Origin of the sequence: Pseudoalteromonas rubra (assembly GCF_001482385.1) — a bacterium.
GTDB classification, from domain to species: Bacteria; Pseudomonadota; Gammaproteobacteria; order Enterobacterales; family Alteromonadaceae; genus Pseudoalteromonas; species Pseudoalteromonas ardens.
Window position 1 is genome coordinate 4046742 of the sequence record NZ_CP013611.1, and the last position, 23391, is coordinate 4070132.

Genomic DNA, 23391 nt, shown 5'->3' on the forward strand with positions numbered 1-23391 from the left:
CGCTGATTACAGTAGTTGCGCCAGGGCCGTATCGCCAAATCCAACCAGCTTGCTGTCTTTAAACAGTAATGGAGTGCATTCATCTTTTGTGACAACGCCATCTGAATGTTTACTGTTGGTTGCGAAATACAGTACCTGATAGACAGTGTCTCCCTTAGACAGCATATCTGTGAAGTCCGGTGTACCAAGCTTGTTCAGTACACTTTGATATTCAGTGCCCATTTTAAGTTGGCTGATTTTCTCGCGATTCTGTTTTTGCTCTTTTTTCCAGCCATAGTGGCTGCCGTTAATTTCACCATCCGTGACCGCGACCACACAGCCTGTCAGTACAGTTGAACTTAATAGCGCAGTTGCAAGTAGTAGTTTTTTCATCTTTTATATCCCAGGCTTAGCCGTCTTTGCTTTCTTTGAAGTGTATTCTGCAAAGAGTTTGCCAGTTTTTAAATCATTAAAAATCAAAGGACTATGGTGTTTGGTGAAATCACTGATTTTCTACAATGCTAAGTTTTGAATAAATTCGCTAATAGTTAGTCAAAATAACAAGTTGAGATATCACGTTAGGCGCCATTTCTATTCGATGCCGGATATAGCTCAGTGACCAGTTGCAGGACAGGTACTCATGCCTTGTATGAGAATAGTGCCCGGCTCGAAAGCCGGGATCACGTTACTGAATGGGGGCGTCAAGCGGTCAATGGTGTTCAGACAGCCTTTTGTTGAGTGTAAACACCCGTGGTACAACTTCACTTCGTGTCATTCCGCACAGCTGGAGGCAGCCAATTCACAAAGCATGTTATTGAGCACCAGGAACGACGCGCTTACACTAGGCGATTACGCTCACTTCCTTGTAAAAAGCTGGTGATATTCTCGGCAATACCGTCAATCAGACGGGTGATAGATTCCTGGCTGGCCCAGGCGTTGTGTGGCGTCAGTAACAAGTTGTCGCCCTTGTATTGCACCAGCGGGTTTGTCCCTGTCGCTGGCTCAACACTCAGTACATCAACGCCTGCACCGCCAAGCTGTCTCTGAGCTAATGCATCTGCCAATGCCTGTTCATTAACAATACCGCCTCGCGCGGTATTCAATAAAATGGCGTGAGTCGGGAGCAAGGCTAGTGTACTGGCGTCAAATAGATCTCGGGTGGTGTCTGTTAAAGGGCAATGGACCGAGACAATATCCGCGTCTCGCAGTGCTTCTTTAAAGGCAACGCGTGACTCACGTATCACCTCTTGCCCCGGGCGCTCTGCGATAATAACCTCGGCACCAAAGGCGGCGGCAACCTTTGCAACAGCCTGACCAAGATTACCATATCCGACTATCACAAAGCGTTTGCCTGACAAATCGTGTATAGGGTAGTCCAGACGACAAAATATGTTGCTCTGTTGCCAGGCTTCATTCGCACAGTCTTGTGTATAGCGGTGAATATTGCTCATTAAGTTGCCGAGCAGCGTAAAGGTGTGAAGGACCACGGAGGGGGTGGAATAACCCGCGACATTGGTCACGGCGATATTGTGGCTGCGCGCGGCTTCCAGGTCGATGTTATTGGTGCCGGTTGCGGCCACACAGATCAATTTGAGACCAGACAGCTTACTCAGCGTGTCGGCATTGAGCACGACCTTGTTCGTCACAACCACATCTGCACCGTGAAGGCGCGATAGCAGCTGGTCGGGTGAGGTGGTTTGATACTCGGTAACGGCACCATGCTTGCGCAGAGGGTCGAGGCTGACACCCGCCAATGTGGCGGCATCTAAAACAACAATATTCATGTGGGCAAATCTTCCTTACTAACAGATGGCGGGAGTGTATCATTTTTATGGTTAGTTTATCTTTGCACTTGACCTTGAACTCAACTCCAAGGTTTATACTCTAAGTAGATTCATAAAGGACGGCAAAACTGACGATGTATAAGATTGGCCACATTGCAAAACAATTGAATGTGTCTACCGACACACTGCGTTATTATGAACGCCAGGGTTTGTTGCAAGCGCGAGCACGCAGCTCGGCGGGTTATCGGTTGTATGATGACAGCGCGCTTGAACAGATGCGCTTTATATTAAGAGCCAAAACCGTGGGTTTCAGTCTCAAAGATATTCAGGAGTTGCTGGCCATTAAAATTGATAAACACAATCATAGCTGTGAAGAGGTTAAGTCACTTACAGTGCAAAAACTGGCACAAACCCGGCAAAGGATTGAAGAGCTGCTGAAGTTTGAGCGCTCTTTGAGTGTGCTGGCCGAGCGGTGTTGTGGTGGTGAAGAAAGCGCTGATGATTGTTCTATTTTGACTGCGTTGGAGGATATAGATGGCTCTGCTTAGTAATTTTTGGCAACTCTTTTTGGTTTCAGCACCCTGGCTGATGTTGGGCCTGTTACTTGCTGGGTTGCTTAATGTATTTATTCCCAAAGACTTTTTACAAAAACACCTAGGCAAAGAAGGGCTCTGGACCACCATAAAAGCCGCTTTGATTGGGGCACCCATGCCGCTGTGTTCTTGCGGTGTTATTCCCGCTGCGATTGGGCTTAGGCGTGCAGGCGGGTCAAAGAGTGCCACCACGGCCTTTTTAGTGTCGACACCCGAAACCGGGGTGGATTCTATCTCAGTGTCCTATGCATTACTTGGCCCATTTATGGCTGTGATACGGCCCATTGCAGCCGTCGCCAGTGCCATTACGGCTGGTGTACTGGTTGGTAAAGACGCGGGTAAAACACCGCAAAACACGGCAAGTGACCCACAAGGGGGCTGTTGTGGCAGCTCGGTAAAAAAGGTCCAGCCTGAAAAAAGCAGTTGCTGTGCCAGCGAGCACACACCGGCTGCAACGCAGTCTGCAAGTTGTTGCGCTAGCCAAACAAAGACAGAACCAGAAAAAGGCTGTTGCGACAGTAAACCTTCACACAAAACGGCTGAACCAGCAGCTTCCTGCTGTGCGTCAGCTGAGTCTAAGCCAGGGCTGTGGCAAAAATTGGCTTCTGCTGTGCAATTTAGTTGTAACAAATTACTTGCAGATACTATGCAATGGCTACTGATTGGTCTATTCTTTGCGGCTTTAGTGCAAACCTATGTTCCCGAAGCCTTTTTGGCTCAGTGGGGCAATGGGATCCTGGCCATGATAGTGGTTATTCTGGTCAGTATTCCGATGTACATTTGTGCCACAGCATCTACGCCGATTGCTGCCGGGTTGCTACTGGCGGGTGTATCTCCGGGTGCGGTGCTGGTATTTATGCTGGCCGGGCCGGCCACCAATGTTGCCACCATAGGGGTGGTCGCTAAAGAGCTGGGGCGTCGTGCCGTATTTGCTTATCTGGGGGCCGTCATTGGGGTCGCGATTGTATTCGGATTCTTAACTGACTGGCTGGTTGCCCAGTTTGGCTTTACCGTTGCACCTATGATGGGACATGACCATGAAGTTTTACCTGATTGGCTGACGTTAGCCAGTGGTGTGGTATTGGCTTTGTTAATGGTCAGGTTGATGTTGATGGGGATTAAGCAACGCTTTGCGCCAACACAGGTTTCGGCATAGCAAGCTTGCACTTGAGTCAGGCTATGCATCGTGTGGGTGCTTCTGGTCAGACTTGATATTCTTAGCTTCCGATCCGGGCACACGATAGAATAAGACGTTTTGATGACAACCACCAATAATAAAAGAGTAGTTTAGTGGATAAATACGCAGATATCAGACCTTACAATGACGATGAAGTCCCCGCAGCTTTGCAGCGCTTGCTGGACGATGATCAGTTTATTGATGTGATTGCGGAGCATAACTTGCCCAATTGGCTGGCAGGTTGGGCGCTGATATCCCGGCCACTGGTACGCAGCCGGCTGAAGAAAAAGTGGCAGTCTGTCAACAATGTCGAGGCCGTTCAGGATGAGGTAGCCGGGTACCTGGCGATGCTGATTGAGCGCACCACCAGCAAAGTGACCTATTCAGGGCTAGAGCAGCTTGATGGTCAGGGGGCTTATCTGTTCATCTCTAATCACAGAGACATTGTCCTGGATCCGGCACTGGTTAACTGGGGCTTGCATCAGCAAAAAATGAAAACGATGCGTATCGCCATAGGCGATAACCTACTCCAGGTCCCTTACATCACTGAGTTAATGCGCTTAAACAAGAGCTTTATCGTTAAGCGCTCTGCCAAAGCCCCAAAAGAAATGCTGCGCGCGTTGTCTCAGCTATCGGCTTATATTTATGACTCACTGAGTGAGGGCAATTCAATCTGGATTGCACAAAAAGAAGGTCGCGCCAAAGATGGGGTCGACTTTACCGATCCGGCGTTGCTGAAGATGTTACAGCTACAAGGGCGTAAGCTAAAACTGCCGTTTGCGGATTATGTGCGTCAGCTCAAGATTGTACCAGTATCGATTTCTTATCAGTATGAACCGTGTGCGGTTTCAAAAGCGCGTGAGCTTTATCATAAACAGCAGTTCGGGGAATATGTGAAAGCGGAAGGTGAAGACATCAACAGCATCATTGAAGGGTTTAGCAGTGACAAAGGCCATGTGCATGTGGCATTTGGCACGCCCATAGATGATGAGTTTGAAACGCCGGAGCAGCTGGCTGAAATCATCGATCAGCAGATTGTCAGCAATTACTATCTGCATTCCAGTAACTATCTGGCTGCGGGTGATGAAAGCCAAAGTAGTGAGCAGGACAAAAACCGTTTTATGGATGCGCTGGAGCAGGTACCGGAAGAGTTACGCCAACTGGTGTTATCTATTTACGCGCAGCCTGCCAAACGCAAATTGTCACAGTAACACGACGATTTAACGATTCAGTTAAAAGCGCCTCTTGGGGCGTTTTTTTGTGTCTATCAAAAAGCACTTACCAAAATTAATACCAATTTGCTTAATTAAGTGATCTATTTTGAGGCGAGAAAATAGGGTCGATAACAAGGCAAAAATTTTGCTATTTAGTTGTTCTAAATGAGAAATTTTTAACGCTGTTAGCGTCCTATTTGCTCCTTCAAACAGACCAAGTATTAAGTGAAATTGGTATAATACTTCAGCTGATTATGGAAACCAGGTCGTCATCATACTGGGTGGTTAGTACTGCGTAAGCGAGAGAAGAATTATTCGGCGTTTTTGTGTCTGATTAGACGATAAAGATGGGAAAGGTGTCCCCGGCAACGCGGATGCAGATGTCAGTCCTTGAACCCTAAGGTTCAAGGCGGAAAGCAACAGCCTACCGTAGGCTTCTCGGTACCTGCCGAGCTTGCGCAATAGTAAGCAAACTGCGTTCCTAAGAAAAAGTTATCGGCTCAGGGACATCATCCACTGTCCTACGTGCTAGGGAACGATTTCAGTATATAAGACCCAGCCGCATCTAGAAACCTTTATCCGTAAATATCTGCAAAAAGTCGTTCGACTGGCTGTGATTTATGCACTTTTTGTTTGCCATCTGAGCAGGGCAAAAAAGTGCGCAGATTATTTGTACACAAACAGACAAGTCGTTGCTGTTGCTATACTTCGGGTGGTAGCATTAACTAAGCAGACGAAAGCAAACGAGAACAATATCCATGAGTGAATTTAGAGATTATCAGCAAGCGCAGCTACTGCTGGAACAACACGATATCTACATTGCCCCGGCTGAAGTGCACGGAACCATCAGCGGATTACTTGCATGTGGTCTGAATATCGAAGAGCAGGAATACCTTGGGCTGCTGAGCGATGTCTTTAACGATGGTCAGAAGTTTGCCGCGCCATTGAAAGAACTTTTTGCCGAGCTGTATAAGCTGGTGGTTGCGCATTTTAATGATCCTGAGCACCACTTTGAGCTGTATTTACCACTGGAAGAAAGCTTGAGCGATCAGGCCAATGCACTCGTGGCCTGGGTGTCCGGGTTCTTGCTCGGCTTTGGCCTTAAGCAAAAAGACTACGGTAAGTTTTCGGCTGACGTAAAGGAAGTGATTGGTGATTTTAGCGAGATCACTAAATTAGATACTCATTTCGATGAAAGTGAAGAAGACAAACAAGCGCTGCATGAAGTGATTGAATACATTCGTGTATCGGCACTGCTGTGTTTTGCTGAGCTTGGAAAAGACGCCGCTTCATCGACCTCTAAAACAGTGCATTAATTATGATGATAGCCAACCTGGAATTTGTAACGCGCCGCACTCAGTTGCTGGCGCAGATGGATAACAACGCCGTGGCGGTGATCCCCGCCGCCGTTGAGCTGACCCGCAGCCGCGATACTGAATATCCGTTTCGTCAGGACAGCGACTTTTTCTACCTGACCGGGTTTAAAGAACCAGACGCGGTCCTGGTACTAAGCAAAGACAAAGACGGCACAACACAACAGACCCTGTTTTGCCGTAACAAAGACAAGCTGGCGGAGATTTGGCATGGTCGCCGTATGGGCCACGAAAAAGCCAAAACAGCGCTTGAGCTGGACCAGACTTTTCCATTGAGCGAGCTGGACGATGAACTGCTGAGGTTGGTTAATGGTCGTAAGGCACTTTACTACGGTCAGGGCACATACACAGCGTTTGACGATAAGATCTGGACGCTGCTTGGCACATTGCGCAGTGCACCAAAAAAAGGCTATCGGGCACCTGAAATCATCAAAGATGTGCGCCCATTGCTGCATGAAATGCGACTGTTTAAGTCAGACGCTGAAATTGCCGTGATGCGCAAAGCGGGTGAGATCAGTGCACAAGCACACAAGCGTGCTATGCAATTTGCCAAACCCGGTGCCACCGAATTCCAGCTGGAAGCTGAAATCCACCATCATTATGCCATGAATGGGGCACGGCATCCGGCCTATGGCACCATTGTGGGCTCGGGTAATAATGCCAATATTTTGCACTATACCGACAACTGCGATGAATTAACCGACGGAGATTTGATCCTGATCGACTCCGGATGTGAGCTTGAAGGATATGCTGCTGACATTACCCGTACTTTCCCGGTGAATGGCTGCTTTAGTGCACCACAAAAAGCGGTATACGAATTAGTACTGGCCTCACAACAGGCCGCGTTTGAGCAGGTTAAACCGGGTGGCACTTTGGTAAAAGCCAATGAAGCGGCGATGCGAGTGATGACTCAAGGGCTGATAGAATTAGGCATTCTGGCCGGTGAAGTAGACGAGTTACTTGAAAAGCAGGCTTGTAAGGCATTCTACATGCATGGTCTTGGCCACTGGCTGGGACTGGACGTGCACGATGTTGGTGAATACAAACTGGATGAAGCCGACCGACCATTTGAACCAGGCATGGTGCTGACCATAGAACCGGGCCTGTACTTTGACGAAGATGCCGAAGTGCCGGAGCAGTTCAAAGGGATTGGGGTGCGAATTGAAGATGATTTGCTGGTCACCCCGGATGGTTTTGAAAATCTCACCGCAGCGGTGCCTAAAACCATAGCTGAGATAGAAGCTTTAATGCGTTCAGGCGAATAACGATAAGCAGGAGCAAGACTTGCAACACTTTGATGTGTTAATCGTGGGGGGCGGCATGGCAGGTGCCACGGCCGCCGTCACGATAAAAAAACAGCAACCCGATAGCCGGATAGCGGTTATTGAAGCCTTTGAACCTAAAACTGCACATCACCCCAGCTTTGACGACCGCAGCCTGGCATTGGCCGAGCAATCGGTGTCGTATTTGCGTGCTTTAGGCTTGTTTGATCCAAACTGGGATTTTGCTGAGCCTATCACTCAGGTACATGTGTCAGATCGGGGTCATTTTGGCAAAGCCACAATTACCCATGATGAGTTTGCCGTTGATGCGTTGGGCTATGTGGTCGAGGTCAACCCTTATGGCGCTTATCTGCATCAACAGCTCAGCAAGCTGGATATTGCACTGTATTGTCCTGCTAAGATAGCCAAACTGACGCAGCAACAGGCGCAGGTTGAGGTGTTGTTAGACAGTGGCGAAAGCTTGTCGGGTAAGTTACTGGTCGTGGCCGATGGTGCGCAATCGCCGACGCGCAGCAAACTGAATATTGGCTTTGACAGTGTCGCATACACACAAGGTGCCCTGATTGCTAACGTGCAGATCAGCGATAAGCATCAGGGTCAGGCGTTTGAGCGTTTCACAGAGCATGGCCCGATGGCACTGTTGCCCATGAGCAACAATCGTTACTCTCTGGTGTGGTGTATGCCCGAGCAGGCACTGGCGTCTTTACGCGAGTGTGAAGAATCTGAGTTTCTGTCTCGTTTGCAAGCGGCGTTTGGCTATCGTGCCGGGATGTTTGAACGGGTTGGCAGACGAACCAGTTATCCACTGGTACTGGGGCGGGTAGAGCAGCTGGTGCATCATCGCTGCGTACTAATTGGGAACGCCGCACATGCCATTCACCCGATTGCCGGACAAGGCTTTAATCTGGGGCTGCGTGACATTCAGGCGCTGGCTGAGCAACTGCAACAGACTGAGCGACAGGAGTGGGGCAGTCATGGCTTTACGCAAGGCTATAAAATCGCGCGCGAGTCAGATATTCAACGTGTTATGACGCTGACCGATGCACTGGTCAGGCTGTTCTCTAATGATTCTCGGATGTTGGCATTGGGACGCAGTTGCGGCCTGTTGTCGATGAGCCTGTTCTCACAACTGAAAGCGCCACTGGCGCGACAACTCATGGGACGAACCCTGTAAGGAATTATCATGCAACAAGTACAAGTGTGCATAGTCGGTGGTGGGTGTGTTGGTCTGGCGCTGGCGCTGGGCCTGGCAAAGCACAATGTCTCGGTGATGGTGCTGGATGCCGGTCCAGAGCCGCAGCCACTCAATGAGTCTTATGCCGTGCGGGTCAGTGCCATCAGTTTAGCCAGTCAGAGCTTGTTTGAATCGTTGGGTGTGTGGGACGCCATTAAAGCGCAGCGTGCTACGGCTTATCGTAAAATGTCGGTGTGTGATGCCGACAGCTTTGGCCGCATTCAGTTTAATGCACAGCAGCTGGCTTTACCGGAACTGGGTCATATCATTGAGAATGATGCGATTCGCTATGCTTTATATCAGGCTTTGCAGCAGCATAGTCAGGCAAGTCTGATGTTTGGCAGCCGTTACCAGTCTATCCACCAGACCGACAGCGACGTGCTGATCACGCTGGAGCAGGGGATGCCGGTAATGGCCAAATTGCTGGTTGCAGCAGATGGCGCAAACTCAGGTGTACGTAGTCAGTTTAAGTTGCCGATCAGCTTTTGGGATTACGACCATCATGCCATTGTCGCGACCATCAAAACCGAGCAGCCTCACGATGCCACAGCGCGGCAAGTGTTCCTGCCGGACGGTCCGCTGGCACTGTTGCCTTTATCTGATCCGCATACCCAGTCAATCGTCTGGTCAACTGCACCTGACCATGCCCGTGAGTTAATGGCGATGGACGAGCTGAGCTTTAATAAAGCATTGAGTGCTGCCAGCGACTTGCAGTGTGGTTTGTGTATGGTGCAGGGCGAACGTGCAGTATTTCCGTTAACGATGCGCTACGCACAACAGTGGTTGACAGGCAAAGTGGTGTTAATGGGCGATGCGGCACATACCATCCACCCGCTTGCCGGATTGGGGATGAATCTGGGCCTTAAAGATGCCGCACATCTGATCAAAGCACTCAGCGAAGACAGTGAGGAGTTTGCCTCTCACCGTACACTGCGTGAGTATGAGCGTAGCCGAAAACTTGATGCACAAAAGCACATCGCGATGATGCAGGGGTTGAAGGAGCTGTTCAGCGGCAGTCACCCACTGAAAAAGTTAGTCCGTGGTGTGGGCCTGAATGTGGTAGATAACCTCGGCCCCATTAAAGACTTATTTGTACAACAGGCCATTGGCGAATAGCAGGTGCCTAAGGGCTACTTTGTGTAAAACAGTGGCCCTTTCAAATCGGCAGATTCATTACCCGATTATCAAGCTTAACACGCGTTACCTCGTGTTCATTCTCAGTTATCCAGACCCACCTTCAGTCATCCCGCACTTGATGCGGAAACTACCAACAGGCGACTGGGGCTAGCATTAAGCACAACTCATCAGACCCAACACCCGTCATCCCGCACTTGATGCGGAAACTACCAGCAGGCGGCTGGGGCTAGCATTAAGCACAACTCATCAGACCCAACACCCGTCATTCCGCACTTGATGTGGGAACCACAGACAGGCAACTCGCAGGCACCATAACCCGCCAGTCTCTGAACTGAGCATCCGTCATTTTTTACAGTGATATGCACTAAGAAGCATGTAAGCAAGTGAAATTTCTTTTTGGTGAGGGTTAGTTAATAATATCAACAAGTTAATCCGGTACCTATCTTGATGTCTATAGCAATACGTCAGAATAGCCAGTATCGCAGTAAACAGTATCGCCGAATTAAGTAGTGCAGGAGCAGATATGTCAGAGACAAAAACCAAAGCACAAGAAAGCCAGCAAAAGTTGGTAACTGGTCTGGTTAGAGCCGCAGTGGGCACCTATACCGGGGTGCGTTCAAAGAACACCATGCTCCCCATATTGGATGGCAAGAAAGAGTACCTTAGAGTCTTGCCTAAAAATCGCCTGAGATATGGCTTTGGTATGGGGGGAGCCGTGTTATTTAGCTTTTTGTTTTCGAGCATTTTTGACAACGAAGTAACGAATAGCGAAAAGCTGAGTGAGGCACTGAATAAGCTGGATGACCTCCACTTTACCATGCTCAAAAATCAGCAAAAACTGGTGCAGTTAATTGCTAACTATCATACCTATCAGGAAATTCTGAGGTTCAATGACCTGATGCGGGGGATCCACAGTATTGGCAGAGATCTGCTCAAGTTTAATAATTTGGAAGAAAAAAGCCAGACAGCCTATCAGGATCTATTAAACAAAATAGAAATCGCAAGAAATCTGGGGGTGGTCTCTAATTTACTTTACCCACTCGTTGAGCAAAAAAATTATACCAAAGATCTCATGCATGAAGTCATTGAGCCCCTGATTGAGTGTCATGGCACCATTACCAGGCATGAAGAGTTTGCAATGAATCTGTTTTTCCTGCAGTTCTTTACCAATCTCGGCGCTTTTATCAGAATCGGCCGGGTACTGTATGAAAACATGCAGAGTGTGATCCACTCAGACATGAAGTGTCGTGAGCGGAACCTGCTAATAATACAGTATCTTGACGACACACTGGACTACATGGGCAGCACAAACACCACATACGACCTGATTTATCGCGATTCACTGAAGCTACCATCAGTGGTTTATGATGAATTGCGTTACGCAGACAAAGGCATACAGGCTCTGAGTGAAAAGACCAGCTTGCGGATCCAGCAAGTCTGTGAAGCGAATATTAAGCAAAATATCCAGGATTACGTTGCGACCCAAATTAATTTTGGCAAGATGAAATTGAACGGGAAGCATCTCTATGAGTTTCAGGCACAGCTTGAGAAAAACTATCCGTCTTACGCTTTCTTTTCTGTGATCACGCCATCAACTAAAGGCACACGGAGCTTTGATATCGGGAGTGATAAATTTGACAGTATTTTGTTTTTCAAGAAAAAGCTATCCGGCGACGAGCGCAATATCCAGGTCTTTTTTATTCACAGGCGTCATCTGAACAGCGCCACACAGGAATTCGTTAAACAGAGGCTGGAATGCAAGGAGCCAGAAAAGTATAAGCATGTTGTACCCAAAGATAAGTATACGCGTAAGGGAGATAAAAAGCTTGATGCAGCGGTAAAAAAGAGCCGAAATTACAGCGAAGCGTTGTCCTTATACTGGCACTACAACACCTCTAATCTGATGCTGAAGACCTATGATCCCAAAACATGCTCCAGTGTAGTGACTTGCGCTCGAGGTGAAGGGCAGCCAGGAGCTATTTGGGGTAAGAGCATTTACTTTTATATGGGTGACGATTTTATGTTTGAGCCTATCTCTACGGCAGAGACAGGTATGTATGGTAACCAAGGTCTGGCATTGCACTTCTTCCCGAAATATAAATAAGTGACTGCCAGGGGAGAGGACCCTTCAGTCAGCTTCGAGTAGTTCCCGGCTCTCTGTCCGGGATACCGAGTTGCATTAATACAAAGCCAGATCTGCTTAAAGCCACACAATGGGGTTGTTAAACGCCACCCCTGCATTCACTGCCGATCACCTCGCACCACTTTCTGTCATCCCGCACTTGATGCGGGAACTACGAACAGGCAGCGCCTCGATACACTATAAGCAGGTCTCAAATGTCGTGCTTACCCCAAGCGCAGTGCAATAAACTCGGCTAGCTTATTCACCGCGTGGGCGGACTCCTGGGTGTTTTTAATCAGGCTGATACCAATCTGACCCAGCTCGGGCAAAAAGGGCGTTTGCGCCTGGTAACTGAGCGCAGCCGGCACGGTGCTTTTGGCCAGCACGGTGATGCCCAGGCCTTCTTTGAGGGCTGCCGTCAGGCCGGTTAAATCCGCATTACTATATACAATGCGGTATTGCAGCCCGGCCTGTTGTAATGCCTCGATGGCGCGGCGACGATAAATACAGCCTTCTGGTGCTGTCACCAAAGTAACAATGTGTTGTTGCGCTAAAGACAGGTCGCCCACCCACACCAGCTGGTCCTGCATAAACACTGGATAGTTAGATGAAGCAAGGTCCTCGTTCAGCGCCAGGACTAAATCGAATTGATCCTGTCGTGATACAGAGAGTAAGTGCTTACTTAGTCTGGATTTTACTTCCAGCGCTACATCTGGGTATAAAGACACGAAATCACCGATAATGGCAGGCAGTATACGCGCGGCAAATTCACTGGGGATCCCCAGACGCACCCGGCCGGTGACGCTCTCTGAGGTAAATTGCTGAATGATCCCATCGTTGAATTGCAGCATTTGCTTGGCCTGAGGCAGCAGTAGTTCGCCGTACTGATTGAGTACCTGTCGTTGGCCCTGTTTTTTAAATAGTTTACAGCCCAGTTGTTCTTCAAGACGTTTGATCTGCAAACTTACAGCGGGCTGAGAGAGGCCCAGCAGCTCACCTGCTTTGGCAAAACCGCCTACTTCAACCACGGTCACCAAGGTGCGCAGGCCATCAATCGATAAGTTTTTCATATTAATAAAATCAATTTATAAAACCCAAATACATTAATATTATTTATCAAACGATAAATAAATACAATTTGTTGTTGCGCAGGCGGATCCCTATACTTTTCTCCATCTTAATTTCATCAGGATAGTCGCATGATGAGCACGCCAATCATCTTCGCTAAACACCGTCAGGGCACGGTGGCGGCGGAAAATCGTCTTTTCTCGCCACAGGATCTGGTTGTACTGGATTTCAGCGGATTTGAAACCACGCCTTTTCTGAATCAGGAACTGGGGCTGAACCTCAATAAACTGATGGCGCCCGGGCTGGGCTTACAAGGTCTGTTGGTTGGCGGTCATTCTTTTGCTGTGTATTACTTCAGCGAAACAGCCTACCGTTTTGTGCTGAGTGAAAGCGCCGCTCAGGCCCTTTCTGCGCTGGTAAGCAAACATGACAGTGACTACGATATTGAACTGGTACGTCGCAGCGACCTGGCGATTGCTCAACTGAGCGGTCAGGCAGCGCTTGAGACGGTGCTGAACAGTTTTTCTCTGACGCCGGGTTTGCAAATTTCAGATGAACTGGCCTGCTATGGTAAACAAAGTGGCGATGTGTTTGTGACCACTTTAGTACAGCAGGGTCAGCAGCACTATCAACTGATTGCAAATCAGGAATCTTTGAGCCTGTGGCAGGCTCGACTGGCTGAGCAGGGTTTTGCTCATTCAGACGAACACGCCCCAAATTAACCCCAATCGCCAGTGTTGCGCTGGTGAACACAATCCGGACGTTGCCGGATGTGTGATGACAATAAGTGAAGAAAGAGTATGACTTCTAAAACAGTACTGCATGCCAAGCACCTAGAAGCTGGCGCGAAAATGGTCGATTTCCACGGCTGGGAAATGCCAATCAACTATGGCTCGCAAATCGAAGAGCACAATGCTGTGCGTGAAGACGCAGGCATGTTTGACGTATCTCACATGACTATCGTTGATGTAAAAGGTGCAGATGCACAGGCGTTCCTGCGTAAGCTGGTTGCTAACGATGTGGCAAAACTCAAAGTAGCGGGTAAAGCACTTTACACTGGCATGCTGAATGAGCAGGGCGGCGTGATCGATGACCTGATCATCTACTTCTTCACTGAAACTGAATACCGCCTGGTTGTAAACTCTGCAACACGCGAAAAAGACTTAGCGCACATGAACGGTGTTGCAGCTGACTTTGACGTTGCGATCACTGAGCGTCCAGAGTACGCGATGATTGCGGTACAGGGTCCAAATGCCAAAGCAAAAACAGCGACCATTTTGAGCGATGCGCAAAATGCAGCAGTAGAAGGCATGAAGCCTTTCTTTGGCGTGCAAGCCGAAGAGCTGTTCATTGCCACCACAGGCTACACAGGTGAAGACGGCTACGAAATCGTTGTACACAACGATGATGCAGCGCAACTGTGGCAAAAATTATTAGACGCGGGCGTCCGTCCGGCTGGCCTAGGTGCACGTGATACGCTACGTTTAGAAGCAGGCATGAACCTTTACGGCTCAGATATGGATGAAAGCGTTTCTCCACTGGCTGCTAACATGGCGTGGACCATTGCCTGGGAGCCGGCAGAGCGTGACTTTATCGGTCGTAAGGTGATCGAGCAGCAACGTGCAGACAAGAGCACAGATAAGCTGGTTGGCCTGGTACTTGAGAGCAAAGGCGTTCTGCGCGGCGGCTCTAAAGTTATCGTAGAAGGTGGCGAAGGTGTTATCACTTCTGGTACATTCTCGCCGACGTTAGGCTTTAGCGTAGCTTTGGCCCGTGTACCTCGCTCTACGGGTGACACAGCTCAGGTTGAAATGCGCAAAAAGCTGGTAGACGTTAAAGTGGTTAAACCTTGCTTTGTACGCAATGGTAAGTCGGTTCTGTAACGAACAGAGCATTAAAGAATAACGGGCGATGGCCCACATAAATCGACCAAAGGAACAAAAAAATGAGCAACATTCCTAGCGAGTTAAAGTACGCAACGTCACACGAGTGGGTTCGCGCTGAAGGCGACGGCACTTACACAGTAGGTATCACTGAGCATGCACAGGAACTTTTGGGTGACATGGTATTCGTAGACCTGCCTGACGTAGGTGACGAAGTTGATGCTGGTGAAGACTGCGCGGTTGCTGAGTCTGTTAAAGCTGCATCTGACATCTACGCGCCAATCGGCGGTGAGATTGTTGCTGTTAACGAAGAGCTGGAAGACGCTCCTGAATCAGTAAACAACGACCCATACGGTGACGGCTGGTTGTTCCGTGTTAAAGCGTCTGACGAAAGCGAGCTTGAAAACCTGCTTGACGCAGAAGGCTACGAAGCCAACATCGACGAAGACTAATTCGTTGTAGATACTATAAAAGCCCCCTGTGTGGGGCTTTTATAGTTGCGCCACGCACTTTTGGTGTGGCAACACCGTTAAACTCTGTGACTGTTACCAAGGTATTTTCGTCGTTCCGGGAGGCTAAGCCAATCTCCGGCCGGTCGAACAACAGTGACACCCCCATTTTTACTTGGATCATAGGAATCTGGACACATGTCAAACGCCAAATCTCTTGAACAACTAGAGCAAAAGCAAGACTTTATTCGTCGCCACATTGGCCCGAGCCCGGCTCAGGTGAGTGACATGCTTGCTGCGCTTGGAGTATCGAGTGTTGAAGAGCTGATCGGTCAGACAGTACCTAGCTCAATTTTGTTAGAGCAAGGCCTGCAAATTGGTGAAAGCCGTACCGAAGTAGAAACGCTGAGCTACCTGAAATCAGTAGCAAGCAAAAACAAGGTCTTCAAATCTTACATCGGTCAGGGTTACCACCCGACACACGTGCCAAACGTTATCTTGCGTAACGTACTGGAAAACCCAGGTTGGTATACTGCGTATACGCCGTATCAGCCAGAGATTGCACAAGGCCGTCTTGAGTCTTTGCTTAACTTCCAGACTATGACCATGGACATCACCGGCCTTGACCTGGCCAGTGCGTCATTGCTTGACGAATCAACCGCAGCAGCCGAAGCTATGGCGCTGGCTAAGCGTGTTTCTAAAGCGAAAAAAGCGAACCTGTTCTTTATTGCAGAAGACGTACACACACAAACTATCGACGTAGTCACAACCCGTGCCGAGCAGTTTGGTTTTGAAGTGATCGTTGGTCCTGCAAGCGATGCGGCAAACCACGAGATCTTCGGTGCCCTGTTCCAGTATCCAACTACGTCAGGTGAAGTGGTTGACATCACGGACATCATCGCACAAGTACAAAGCAAAAAAGCGATTGCCTGTGTGGCCGCTGACATCATGAGCTTAATGCTGCTGAAAGCACCAGGTAAACTGGGTGCAGACGTGGTACTGGGTTCTGCACAGCGTTTTGGTGTACCTATGGGTTACGGTGGTCCACACGCTGCGTTCTTCGCAACACGTGATGCATACAAGCGTTCACTGCCAGGGCGTATCATTGGTGTATCAAAAGACCGTTTAGGTAACGATGCACTGCGTATGGCAATGCAAACACGCGAGCAGCACATCCGCCGCGAAAAAGCCAACTCAAACATTTGTACAGCGCAGGTACTGCTGGCCAACATGGCTGCATTCTATGCGGTGTACCACGGTCCACAGGGCCTGAAAACCATTGCCGAGCGCATTAACCGTTTCGCCAGCATTCTGGCAACTGGCCTGAAAGCCAAAGGCGTAGCACTGAAGCACGACACCTGGTTTGACACCATCACAGTGGTTGCTAACGACGCAGACAAAGACGCAGTAGTCACGCGCGCCGTTGCAAACGAAGTGAACTTTGCCATCAACCACGCTGGCGAGTACTCAATTGCACTGAACGAAACCACCACCCGCGGTGACATAGCTGAACTGTTCGACATCATCCTGGGCGAAGGCCATGGCTTAGATGTGGCAGCACTGGATAGCGAAGTTGCTGCAAATGGCATCACGGGTATTCCGGCGAGCCTGGTACGTGATGACGAAGTACTGACACACGATAACTTCAACAGCTACCACAGCGAAACTGAGATGCTGCGTTACATCAAGCGTCTTGAGAACAAAGATTTGGCACTGAACCACTCTATGATCTCTCTGGGTTCTTGTACCATGAAGCTGAACGCGACCGCTGAGATGATCCCGGTCACCTGGCCTGAGTTCGCTGAACTGCACCCATTCTGCCCGCTAGAGCAGGCACAGGGTTATCAGGTTATGATGACTGAGCTGCACGACTGGCTGGTTAACATCACAGGCTACGACGCAGTGTCACTGCAACCTAACTCAGGTGCTCAGGGTGAATACGCGGGTCTTATCGCGATTCGTAAATACCACGAGTCACGCGGCGAAGGTCACCGTAACGTGTGTCTGATCCCAAGCTCTGCGCACGGTACTAACCCGGCGTCGGCGCAAATGGCCAGCATGAAAGTGGTTGTGGTTGGCTGTGACAGCGACGGTAACATTGATCTGGATGACTTGCGTGCGAAAGCCCAAGACGTATCAGAGAACCTGTCTTGTATCATGGTTACTTACCCGTCTACCCACGGTGTATACGAAGAAGCCATTCGCGAAGTATGTGAGATCGTTCACCAGCACGGTGGCCAGGTTTATATGGACGGCGCGAACATGAACGCACAGGTTGGCGTAACCAGCCCGGGCTCAATCGGCTCTGACGTATCGCACCTGAACCTACACAAAACATTCTGTATCCCGCACGGTGGTGGTGGTCCGGGTGTTGGTCCTATCGGTGTTAAATCACACCTGGCACCATTCATGCCTAACCACAGCGTGATTAAAGTAGCGGGCACCAACGAAGGTAACGGCGCAGTATCTGCGGCACCTTACGGCTCAGCAGCCATCCTGCCAATCTCATGGGCGTATATTGCCATGATGGGCAGCGAAGGCCTGAAGCAGGCCACTGAAATGGCCATCGTGAACGCCAACTACCTGACAGAGAAGCTAAGCAAGCACTATCCGGTACTTTACCGTGGCCGCAACGACCGCGTTGCCCACGAGTGTATTATCGACCTGCGCCCGCTTAAAGAAAGCTCAGGCATCACAGAAATGGACGTAGCTAAGCGTCTGATGGACTACGGTTTCCACGCACCGACTATGTCATTCCCGGTTGCTGGTACCTTAATGATCGAGCCAACAGAATCTGAGTCTAAGGTAGAAATCGACCGCTTCATCGAAGCCATGATCTCTATCCGCGCTGAAATCGCCAAAGTAGAAAACGGCGAATGGTCTGTAGAAAACAACCCACTGGTGTTCGCACCACACACTCAGGCAGATGTACTGGGTAATGAGTGGGATCGCGCCTACGACCGCTTCTACGCTGCCTTCCCGGTTGCAAGCGTTGCAAAAGACAAGTTCTGGCCAACAGTAACCCGTATCGATGACGTATACGGCGACCGTAACCTGATCTGTTCTTGCCCGGCTGTCGAGACTTATGCTGAGTAACATTGGTTTGTAAGCCTTGTCATTGCAGGGCTGGCAAATGATGAAAACCGCTCGTTTTAGGACGAGCGGTTTTTTTGTGTCTGTTATCAGGCAATAAGTTAAAGAGCAGGCAGAACTTCGTGTTGTGGCATATCCAATACCCTTGTGGCGGTAAATATAATATTGTTGTGATTTAATAAACAAACAAATCTGCACTTTGAGCAGGGTAATGGGAGAACACTTACATCCATGCACCGTGTATGCAGCAAGTCTTTTGCTTGAGCTTGTCTAATCTTTTCAATCAGTTAGTTTGCTCTTCAAGCATTGTAGCTGAACCATTCTTGACCTCTTTACATTATACGGTTGCAATGTAACTTTGCATTGTTAGTATGTTGGTTATTAATAAATTCATGAATGTGAGGTTTGTTGAAATAAAGGCTTTTATTATTAGTTAGTTAGATTTATTTGCTTGACGGGTTACGCTTGCTGATAGGTTACTTCAGTGATAATCTTTTGGTTAACATTTGTTAATTTAGCTGTGTGTCGGTCAACATTTGAAAGGATAGCTATGAAAGTCAGAATACGGCGAGCGGGCCTCTTTGCTGCCTTGTTAAAAGAAGCTGCGAAGTCGATTAAATCAATGCGGATAGATGCTGGACTGAGTCAAAGCGCATTAGGGAAAAAATTAATGCCACCAGTTGACCAAGCCACGATCTCCAATTGGGAAACCGGCAAAACACATATTCCTTTTTTAGCATTTATGTATATTTGCTTTGTCTGTGGCGTTTGCCCTGAGCAAAAAACGAAGGAAATTCTGGACTCCCAATCGGCTGAGGATAACACCAACAAGAAGGATGCATCTGATGTTTAGTTATGAAAACTTCAAGTTATTTTATGATCTCATTGAAAACATGCTATTGCCGTTATTTTTGATTGCACTGTGTATCGGATGGAAGAATATTAATGTTCGTTACCTGATGATTGTGCTTGTTGTGTTGGAAGTGCTCGACAATATGACATACGAAATTGCACTTGGATGGGGAAATCCCTATTACATTTGGTCAATGTTTATGTGTGTTTTGTTTATCATTCCTGTTCTTGGCAGACGCTTGTTGGCCGAAAGATTACAGAGTCGTTCAGCCTTCTTTAGGCAAGTCAATAAGCACTATTATGTGAGCAAGCAGGAAGGTGCATTTCTGTTCGTTCATTTTATATCTTTACTCATCAACTTGGTTACGTATATTGAAGTTACACTGTATACGCACTATGTAATTGATAGCTATCCTATAAGAAACAACTTATATAGCCCGGTGCAATCTTTCGTGCATATTGCTGAGGGTATATTAGTTCTGACAATCGCAAATCGATTTAGAAAGGAAAGATATGAAACAACTGACGGAGCAGCAGCAAAGAGCTGTTAGTGGACATGGTGGTGGCACAGGTTCTCCTATTCCTGATCGCCGCACTTATCAGAAACCGTTAAAGCCTGAGGAAAACGGTGGTTAAGTATTAACGATCGGCTATGTGCTAGAGTGCCGGTCAAGATCATTGGCTGGTACTCATATTTCACTTCAAAGGGAGTTGGCGATTTTTAGCCTTAGGTTTTTTCTGATGGGTCGCAGATTGAAAAAGCGAATATATGTAGCAATCTATTTTAATCACGCTTTAATAGTGCGTTTGGCCTCATGTTGTAGGTCGGGTTAATCCCCGACTTAGATTTTTGAAAACCGTCTTGAGAGATTAAGGCGGTTTTTTATTGTCTGTTATTTGATTCGCTGTGGGAGGTGAGAAATTGGACTTACCACTCCTTGGCCTCCTTGCTGGATAATATGCGTGTAAATCTGAGTTGTCCGGACGTCACTATGGCCAAGTTGAGTTTGTATTGTTCTTATATCAGCGCCATTTTGCAGCAGATGTGTCGCAAAAGAGTGACGTAATGTATGCGGTGTGACCTGCTTAGTGATCCCAGCTAAATACGCTGCTTTTTTTACTGCTCTTTGAACCTGTTTCTCATCAATGTGGTGCCGTCTGAGTTGTTTTGTTTCTGGGTCAACACTTAGCTTGTGAGAAGGAAATATATACTGCCACATCAACTGCTTCTCGTGACCATTGTATTTGTGTCTTAGTCTGTGGGGTAACCATACGCCACAGTACTGAGGATTTTTTAGGTCAAGTTGCAGATAATTTTCTACTTGGAGGATTTGGCTTCTTAGTAGGGGAATTAACTCTTTAGCCAGTGTTACAACTCTGTTTTTACCGCCTTTACCGTCCCATATTCGAAGACAGAGATAATCAAAATCGATATCTTTAACCCGAAGCCTCATTGCCTCCATCAACCTTAGGCCACTGCCATAAAGTAAGGCGCAAGACAGGTAATGGCGAGTGCTACACATTGTGAGTAATGAACTAACCTCTTCTTTTGTCAATACAACAGGTAACTTACGAGGGCGTTGGCTTTTGGTAAAGTTTAGTCTTAAGGGGTTTTGAGAGACACCCACCGAATTTGTTCCATTTGTGTAGGGGCAGGTTCAACCTGGAAGTGCACCAACTCTTTCATTATAGACACCAACTCTTTCATTATAGACACCCACCGAATTTGTTCCATTTGTGTAGGAGGGTCCACTTGGAAGAATTTTGGGAGACATATATGGACGCTCCAGCTATGTCAAGCCGAGTAGGCCTGCGGGGTAGCGAGTTTTCGTTATCCCGTTCGTTAAGTTAGAAGTTGCATGGACATCCACCCTAAACTGGCGTGCGGAATGCACGCCGTCTACCTTTAAGTAATACTCAATGGATTGAGGATAATGGAATATGCCAACAGCAAGGAAGAGACAGGTCAGCCTGTCAGACACTAAATACTACCACTGCATATCCCGGTGTGTTCGCCGGGCATTTCTGTGCGGCCAAGACCGCGTCACGGGCAAGTCTTATGAACATCGGCGAGACTGGGTTGAGGAAAAATTACTGACCCTTGCGAAGGTGTTTTGCATTGATGTGTGTGGCTATGCGGTTATGAGCAATCATACGCATATTGTGTTGTATGTGGATGATAAGAAAGCACAAAGGTTATCAGATAAAGCAATCGTTCTTCGCTGGCATAAACTGTTTAAAGGCAACTGGTTGACGCACAAGTTCATTAGTGGTGATGAGCTGAGCGTATCCGAATACAGCATGCTGGCAGGTGATATTGCTAAATTCAGGCTCCGGCTTGCGAGCATCAGCTGGTTTATGCGGGTGCTCAATGAAGATATTGCCCGCCGGGCAAACAAAGAAGATGGTTGCACAGGCCGGTTTTGGGAAGGGCGATTCAAGTCACAGGCTTTGTTGGATGAAGCGGCACTGGCAGCGTGTCTGGCGTATGTTGACCTGAACCCGGTCAGAGCCAACATGGCAGAGACACCGGAAACGTCAGACTACACCAGCATTAAAAAGCGTATTGAGCATGCACAGCAAGGTAAACAACCCAAAAGCTTACTGCGTTTTTCAGGCAATCCAAGAAAGCATATGCCTAAAGGGCTTCCGTTTGAACTGACATATTATATTCAACTGGTTGAGTTAACAGGCCGATGCATGCGTGCAGACAAGCGGGGTTATATCAGTGATAGTCAGCCACTGCTGACACGATTGCAAATAGAGCCAGAAAACTGGCTTAAACTGACTATGCAGTTTACGAAGGTCTTTCATGGTGCAGTGGGGCGAAAGCACGCGATGACTGATTACTGTGAACATCTTCATAAAAAGCGACGAGCTAACTTGACTCTGTGCAGACGGTTACTGGGTTAACACCTTTTCTTTAGTACTATTTCAATTTATCCAAGTTCAGGCTTGGGTATGTTCTCGTATTGTCCGAATCTGATTCTTTAGCAGCATTTCATACTTAAACTTGCAAGTTTCACTATGAGTATTGGGGCGACATCCACCCTAAACTGGCGTATGTAAGGTACGCCGTCTACCTTTAGGTAATGCTCAATGGATTGAGGATAATGGAATATGCCAACAGCAAGGAAGAGACAGGTCAGCCTGTCAGACACTAAATACTACCACTGCATATCCCGGTGTGTTCGCCGGGCATTTCTGTGCGGCCAAGACCGCGTAACGGGCAAGTCTTATGAACATCGGCGAGACTGGGTTGAGGAGAAATTGCTAACCCTAGCTAAGGTGTTTTGCATTGATGTGTGTGGCTACGCAGTTATGAGCAATCATACGCATATTGTGTTGTATGTGGATGATAAAAAAGCACAAAGGCTATCAGATAAAGCGATTGTTCTTCGCTGGCATAAGCTGTTTAAAGGCAACTGGCTGACGCACAAATTCATCAATGGTGATGAGCTGAGCGAGTCAGAGCGCAATATGCTTGATGGAGACATCAGTGAATTCAGAATACGCCTTGCGAGCATCAGTTGGTTCATGCGGGTTTTGAATGAAGATATTGCCCGCAAGGCCAATAAGGAAGATGCTTGTACGGGCCGGTTTTGGGAGGGGCGATTTAAGTCACAAGCCTTGCTGGATGAAGCAGCACTGGCAGCGTGCCTGGCTTATGTAGACCTGAACCCAATCAGAGCCAAAATGGCAGAGACACCGGAAATGTCAGACTATACCAGCATTAAAAAGCGTATTGAGCATGCACGGCAAGGAAAGCAACCCAAAAGCTTACTGCGCTTTGCGGGTAGTCCAAGAAAGCACATACCCAAAGGACTGCCGTTTGAGCTGAGCTATTACATACAGCTAGTTGAATTAACAGGTCGATGTATGCGTGCAGACAAGCGGGGTTATATCAGTGATAGCCAGCCACTGCTGACACGATTGCAAATAGAGCCAGACAACTGGCTCAAGCTCACTACGCAATTTACGAAGGTCTTTCATGGTGCAGTGGGGCGAAAGCAAGCGATGACGGATTACTGTGAGCACCTTAACAAAAGGCGACGAGCCAACTTGATTCAGTGCGAGCGGTTACTGGGTTAACACTTTTTCTTCAATGTCATTTCAATTTACCCAAATTCAGGCTTGGGTGCGAACTCGT

Annotated in this window: 20 protein-coding genes, 1 other RNA gene and 1 pseudogene; 17 read left to right on the plus strand and 5 right to left on the minus strand. The window is 48.1% G+C overall.

Annotation, left to right across the window (positions count from 1 at the left end):
- Positions 1-6 precede the first annotated feature (6 nt).
- Both AT705_RS17395 and AT705_RS17400 read right to left on the minus strand, forming a co-directional pair.
- The gene (locus tag AT705_RS17395; protein ID WP_058797533.1) at positions 7-372 is read right to left on the minus strand and encodes a DUF3192 domain-containing protein; all 366 of its coding nucleotides are present in this window, start codon (positions 370-372) and stop codon (positions 7-9) included.
- A 443-nt stretch (positions 373-815) separates the two neighbouring features.
- Positions 816-1763 carry a D-2-hydroxyacid dehydrogenase gene (locus tag AT705_RS17400; protein WP_058797534.1) on the minus strand — a complete coding sequence of 316 codons (948 nt, stop codon included), beginning with the start codon at positions 1761-1763 and terminating at the stop codon, positions 816-818.
- A 134-nt stretch (positions 1764-1897) separates the two neighbouring features.
- Here AT705_RS17400 and zntR point away from each other — a divergent pair, with 134 nt between their 5' ends.
- The 3 genes from zntR to AT705_RS17415 all read left to right on the plus strand — a co-directional run bounded on the left by zntR (position 1898) and on the right by AT705_RS17415 (position 4744).
- On the plus strand, positions 1898-2311 hold the full coding sequence (zntR, locus tag AT705_RS17405; RefSeq protein ID WP_058797535.1) for a Zn(2+)-responsive transcriptional regulator: 414 nt from the start codon (positions 1898-1900) through the stop codon (positions 2309-2311).
- Complete coding sequence (locus AT705_RS17410) at positions 2298-3512, plus strand: SO_0444 family Cu/Zn efflux transporter (protein WP_058797536.1); 1215 nt, start codon at positions 2298-2300, stop codon at positions 3510-3512. Before zntR ends, AT705_RS17410 begins: the two co-directional genes overlap by 14 nt.
- Before the next feature lie 134 nt (positions 3513-3646).
- Entirely contained in the window at positions 3647-4744 is a 1098-nt protein-coding gene (locus AT705_RS17415) for a lysophospholipid acyltransferase family protein (RefSeq protein ID WP_049866341.1), read from the plus strand.
- Between the two features lie 358 nt (positions 4745-5102).
- On the opposite strand, the gene ssrS is transcribed toward AT705_RS17415, so the two are convergent.
- Positions 5103-5285, minus strand: a non-coding RNA gene (ssrS, locus tag AT705_RS24990) — 6S RNA.
- Between the two features lie 220 nt (positions 5286-5505).
- On the opposite strand from ssrS, the gene AT705_RS17420 reads away from it, so the two are divergent.
- The 5 genes from AT705_RS17420 to AT705_RS17440 all read left to right on the plus strand — a co-directional run bounded on the left by AT705_RS17420 (position 5506) and on the right by AT705_RS17440 (position 11878).
- Positions 5506-6063, plus strand: a complete 558-nt coding sequence (locus tag AT705_RS17420) for a UPF0149 family protein (protein WP_058797537.1) — start codon at positions 5506-5508, stop codon at positions 6061-6063.
- Positions 6064-6068: 5 nt separating this feature from the next.
- Positions 6069-7385 carry a Xaa-Pro aminopeptidase gene (gene pepP / locus AT705_RS17425; protein ID WP_058798043.1) on the plus strand — a complete coding sequence of 439 codons (1317 nt, stop codon included), beginning with the start codon at positions 6069-6071 and terminating at the stop codon, positions 7383-7385.
- 19 nt (positions 7386-7404) lie between these two features.
- Positions 7405-8577, plus strand: coding sequence for a 2-octaprenyl-6-methoxyphenyl hydroxylase (gene ubiH, locus AT705_RS17430; RefSeq protein ID WP_058797538.1), 1173 nt, complete (start codon positions 7405-7407; stop codon positions 8575-8577).
- Positions 8578-8586: 9 nt separating this feature from the next.
- On the plus strand, positions 8587-9753 hold the full coding sequence (locus AT705_RS17435) for an FAD-dependent oxidoreductase (protein ID WP_058797539.1): 1167 nt from the start codon (positions 8587-8589) through the stop codon (positions 9751-9753).
- A 544-nt stretch (positions 9754-10297) separates the two neighbouring features.
- Positions 10298-11878 carry a hypothetical protein gene (locus AT705_RS17440; RefSeq protein ID WP_058797540.1) on the plus strand — a complete coding sequence of 527 codons (1581 nt, stop codon included), beginning with the start codon at positions 10298-10300 and terminating at the stop codon, positions 11876-11878.
- Between the two features lie 242 nt (positions 11879-12120).
- Here AT705_RS17440 and AT705_RS17445 read toward each other — a convergent pair whose 3' ends face one another.
- Entirely contained in the window at positions 12121-12966 is an 846-nt protein-coding gene (locus AT705_RS17445; RefSeq protein ID WP_058797541.1) for a LysR family transcriptional regulator, read from the minus strand.
- A gap of 129 nt (positions 12967-13095) precedes the next feature.
- Here AT705_RS17445 and AT705_RS17450 point away from each other — a divergent pair, with 129 nt between their 5' ends.
- The 7 genes from AT705_RS17450 (at position 13096) to AT705_RS25975 (ending at position 19877) form a co-directional block, all read left to right on the plus strand.
- The gene (locus AT705_RS17450) at positions 13096-13686 is read left to right on the plus strand and encodes a hypothetical protein (protein ID WP_058797542.1); all 591 of its coding nucleotides are present in this window, start codon (positions 13096-13098) and stop codon (positions 13684-13686) included.
- Between the two features lie 78 nt (positions 13687-13764).
- Positions 13765-14847 (plus strand): glycine cleavage system aminomethyltransferase GcvT, encoded by a 1083-nt coding sequence (gcvT, locus tag AT705_RS17455; protein ID WP_058797543.1) that lies wholly within the window; start codon positions 13765-13767, stop codon positions 14845-14847.
- Between the two features lie 62 nt (positions 14848-14909).
- The gene (gene gcvH, locus AT705_RS17460; protein WP_058797544.1) at positions 14910-15299 is read left to right on the plus strand and encodes a glycine cleavage system protein GcvH; all 390 of its coding nucleotides are present in this window, start codon (positions 14910-14912) and stop codon (positions 15297-15299) included.
- A gap of 195 nt (positions 15300-15494) precedes the next feature.
- The gene (gene gcvP, locus AT705_RS17465; protein ID WP_058797545.1) at positions 15495-18392 is read left to right on the plus strand and encodes an aminomethyl-transferring glycine dehydrogenase; all 2898 of its coding nucleotides are present in this window, start codon (positions 15495-15497) and stop codon (positions 18390-18392) included.
- Between the two features lie 547 nt (positions 18393-18939).
- Positions 18940-19242, plus strand: coding sequence for a helix-turn-helix domain-containing protein (locus AT705_RS17470; protein WP_058797546.1), 303 nt, complete (start codon positions 18940-18942; stop codon positions 19240-19242).
- Positions 19235-19792 carry a hypothetical protein gene (locus AT705_RS17475; RefSeq protein WP_058797547.1) on the plus strand — a complete coding sequence of 186 codons (558 nt, stop codon included), beginning with the start codon at positions 19235-19237 and terminating at the stop codon, positions 19790-19792. Before AT705_RS17470 ends, AT705_RS17475 begins: the two co-directional genes overlap by 8 nt.
- Positions 19755-19877, plus strand: coding sequence for a hypothetical protein (locus AT705_RS25975; RefSeq protein ID WP_257721226.1), 123 nt, complete (start codon positions 19755-19757; stop codon positions 19875-19877). Before AT705_RS17475 ends, AT705_RS25975 begins: the two co-directional genes overlap by 38 nt.
- A gap of 257 nt (positions 19878-20134) precedes the next feature.
- On the opposite strand, the pseudogene AT705_RS17480 reads toward AT705_RS25975, so the two are convergent.
- Positions 20135-20848: pseudogene (locus AT705_RS17480) on the minus strand (integron integrase); the annotation flags it as partial.
- A gap of 334 nt (positions 20849-21182) precedes the next feature.
- On the opposite strand from AT705_RS17480, the gene AT705_RS17485 reads away from it, so the two are divergent.
- Both AT705_RS17485 and AT705_RS17490 read left to right on the plus strand, forming a co-directional pair.
- Positions 21183-22154, plus strand: a complete 972-nt coding sequence (locus tag AT705_RS17485) for a hypothetical protein (protein ID WP_058797548.1) — start codon at positions 21183-21185, stop codon at positions 22152-22154.
- A gap of 207 nt (positions 22155-22361) precedes the next feature.
- Positions 22362-23333: a hypothetical protein gene (locus AT705_RS17490; protein ID WP_058797549.1), complete on the plus strand. Its 972-nt coding sequence runs from the start codon at positions 22362-22364 to the stop codon at positions 23331-23333.
- Positions 23334-23391 lie beyond the last annotated feature (58 nt).

Excerpts from the sequence above, each read along its gene's own strand:
- AT705_RS17395 (WP_058797533.1), bottom strand. The coding sequence starts at position 372 with ATGAAAAAACTACTACTTGCAACTGCGCTATTAAGTTCAACTGTACTG.
- AT705_RS17400 (WP_058797534.1), bottom strand. The coding sequence starts at position 1,763 with ATGAATATTGTTGTTTTAGATGCCGCCACATTGGCGGGTGTCAGCCTC.
- zntR (WP_058797535.1), top strand. The coding sequence starts at position 1,898 with ATGTATAAGATTGGCCACATTGCAAAACAATTGAATGTGTCTACCGAC.
- AT705_RS17410 (WP_058797536.1), top strand. The coding sequence starts at position 2,298 with ATGGCTCTGCTTAGTAATTTTTGGCAACTCTTTTTGGTTTCAGCACCC.
- AT705_RS17420 (WP_058797537.1), top strand. The coding sequence starts at position 5,506 with ATGAGTGAATTTAGAGATTATCAGCAAGCGCAGCTACTGCTGGAACAA.
- pepP (WP_058798043.1), top strand. The coding sequence starts at position 6,069 with ATGATAGCCAACCTGGAATTTGTAACGCGCCGCACTCAGTTGCTGGCG.
- AT705_RS17435 (WP_058797539.1), top strand. The coding sequence starts at position 8,587 with ATGCAACAAGTACAAGTGTGCATAGTCGGTGGTGGGTGTGTTGGTCTG.
- AT705_RS17440 (WP_058797540.1), top strand. The coding sequence starts at position 10,298 with ATGTCAGAGACAAAAACCAAAGCACAAGAAAGCCAGCAAAAGTTGGTA.
- AT705_RS17445 (WP_058797541.1), bottom strand. The coding sequence starts at position 12,966 with ATGAAAAACTTATCGATTGATGGCCTGCGCACCTTGGTGACCGTGGTT.
- AT705_RS17450 (WP_058797542.1), top strand. The coding sequence starts at position 13,096 with ATGATGAGCACGCCAATCATCTTCGCTAAACACCGTCAGGGCACGGTG.
- gcvT (WP_058797543.1), top strand. The coding sequence starts at position 13,765 with ATGACTTCTAAAACAGTACTGCATGCCAAGCACCTAGAAGCTGGCGCG.
- gcvH (WP_058797544.1), top strand. The coding sequence starts at position 14,910 with ATGAGCAACATTCCTAGCGAGTTAAAGTACGCAACGTCACACGAGTGG.
- gcvP (WP_058797545.1), top strand. The coding sequence starts at position 15,495 with ATGTCAAACGCCAAATCTCTTGAACAACTAGAGCAAAAGCAAGACTTT.
- AT705_RS17470 (WP_058797546.1), top strand. The coding sequence starts at position 18,940 with ATGAAAGTCAGAATACGGCGAGCGGGCCTCTTTGCTGCCTTGTTAAAA.
- AT705_RS17475 (WP_058797547.1), top strand. The coding sequence starts at position 19,235 with ATGTTTAGTTATGAAAACTTCAAGTTATTTTATGATCTCATTGAAAAC.
- AT705_RS25975 (WP_257721226.1), top strand. The coding sequence starts at position 19,755 with ATGAAACAACTGACGGAGCAGCAGCAAAGAGCTGTTAGTGGACATGGT.
- AT705_RS17485 (WP_058797548.1), top strand. The coding sequence starts at position 21,183 with ATGCCAACAGCAAGGAAGAGACAGGTCAGCCTGTCAGACACTAAATAC.
- AT705_RS17490 (WP_058797549.1), top strand. The coding sequence starts at position 22,362 with ATGCCAACAGCAAGGAAGAGACAGGTCAGCCTGTCAGACACTAAATAC.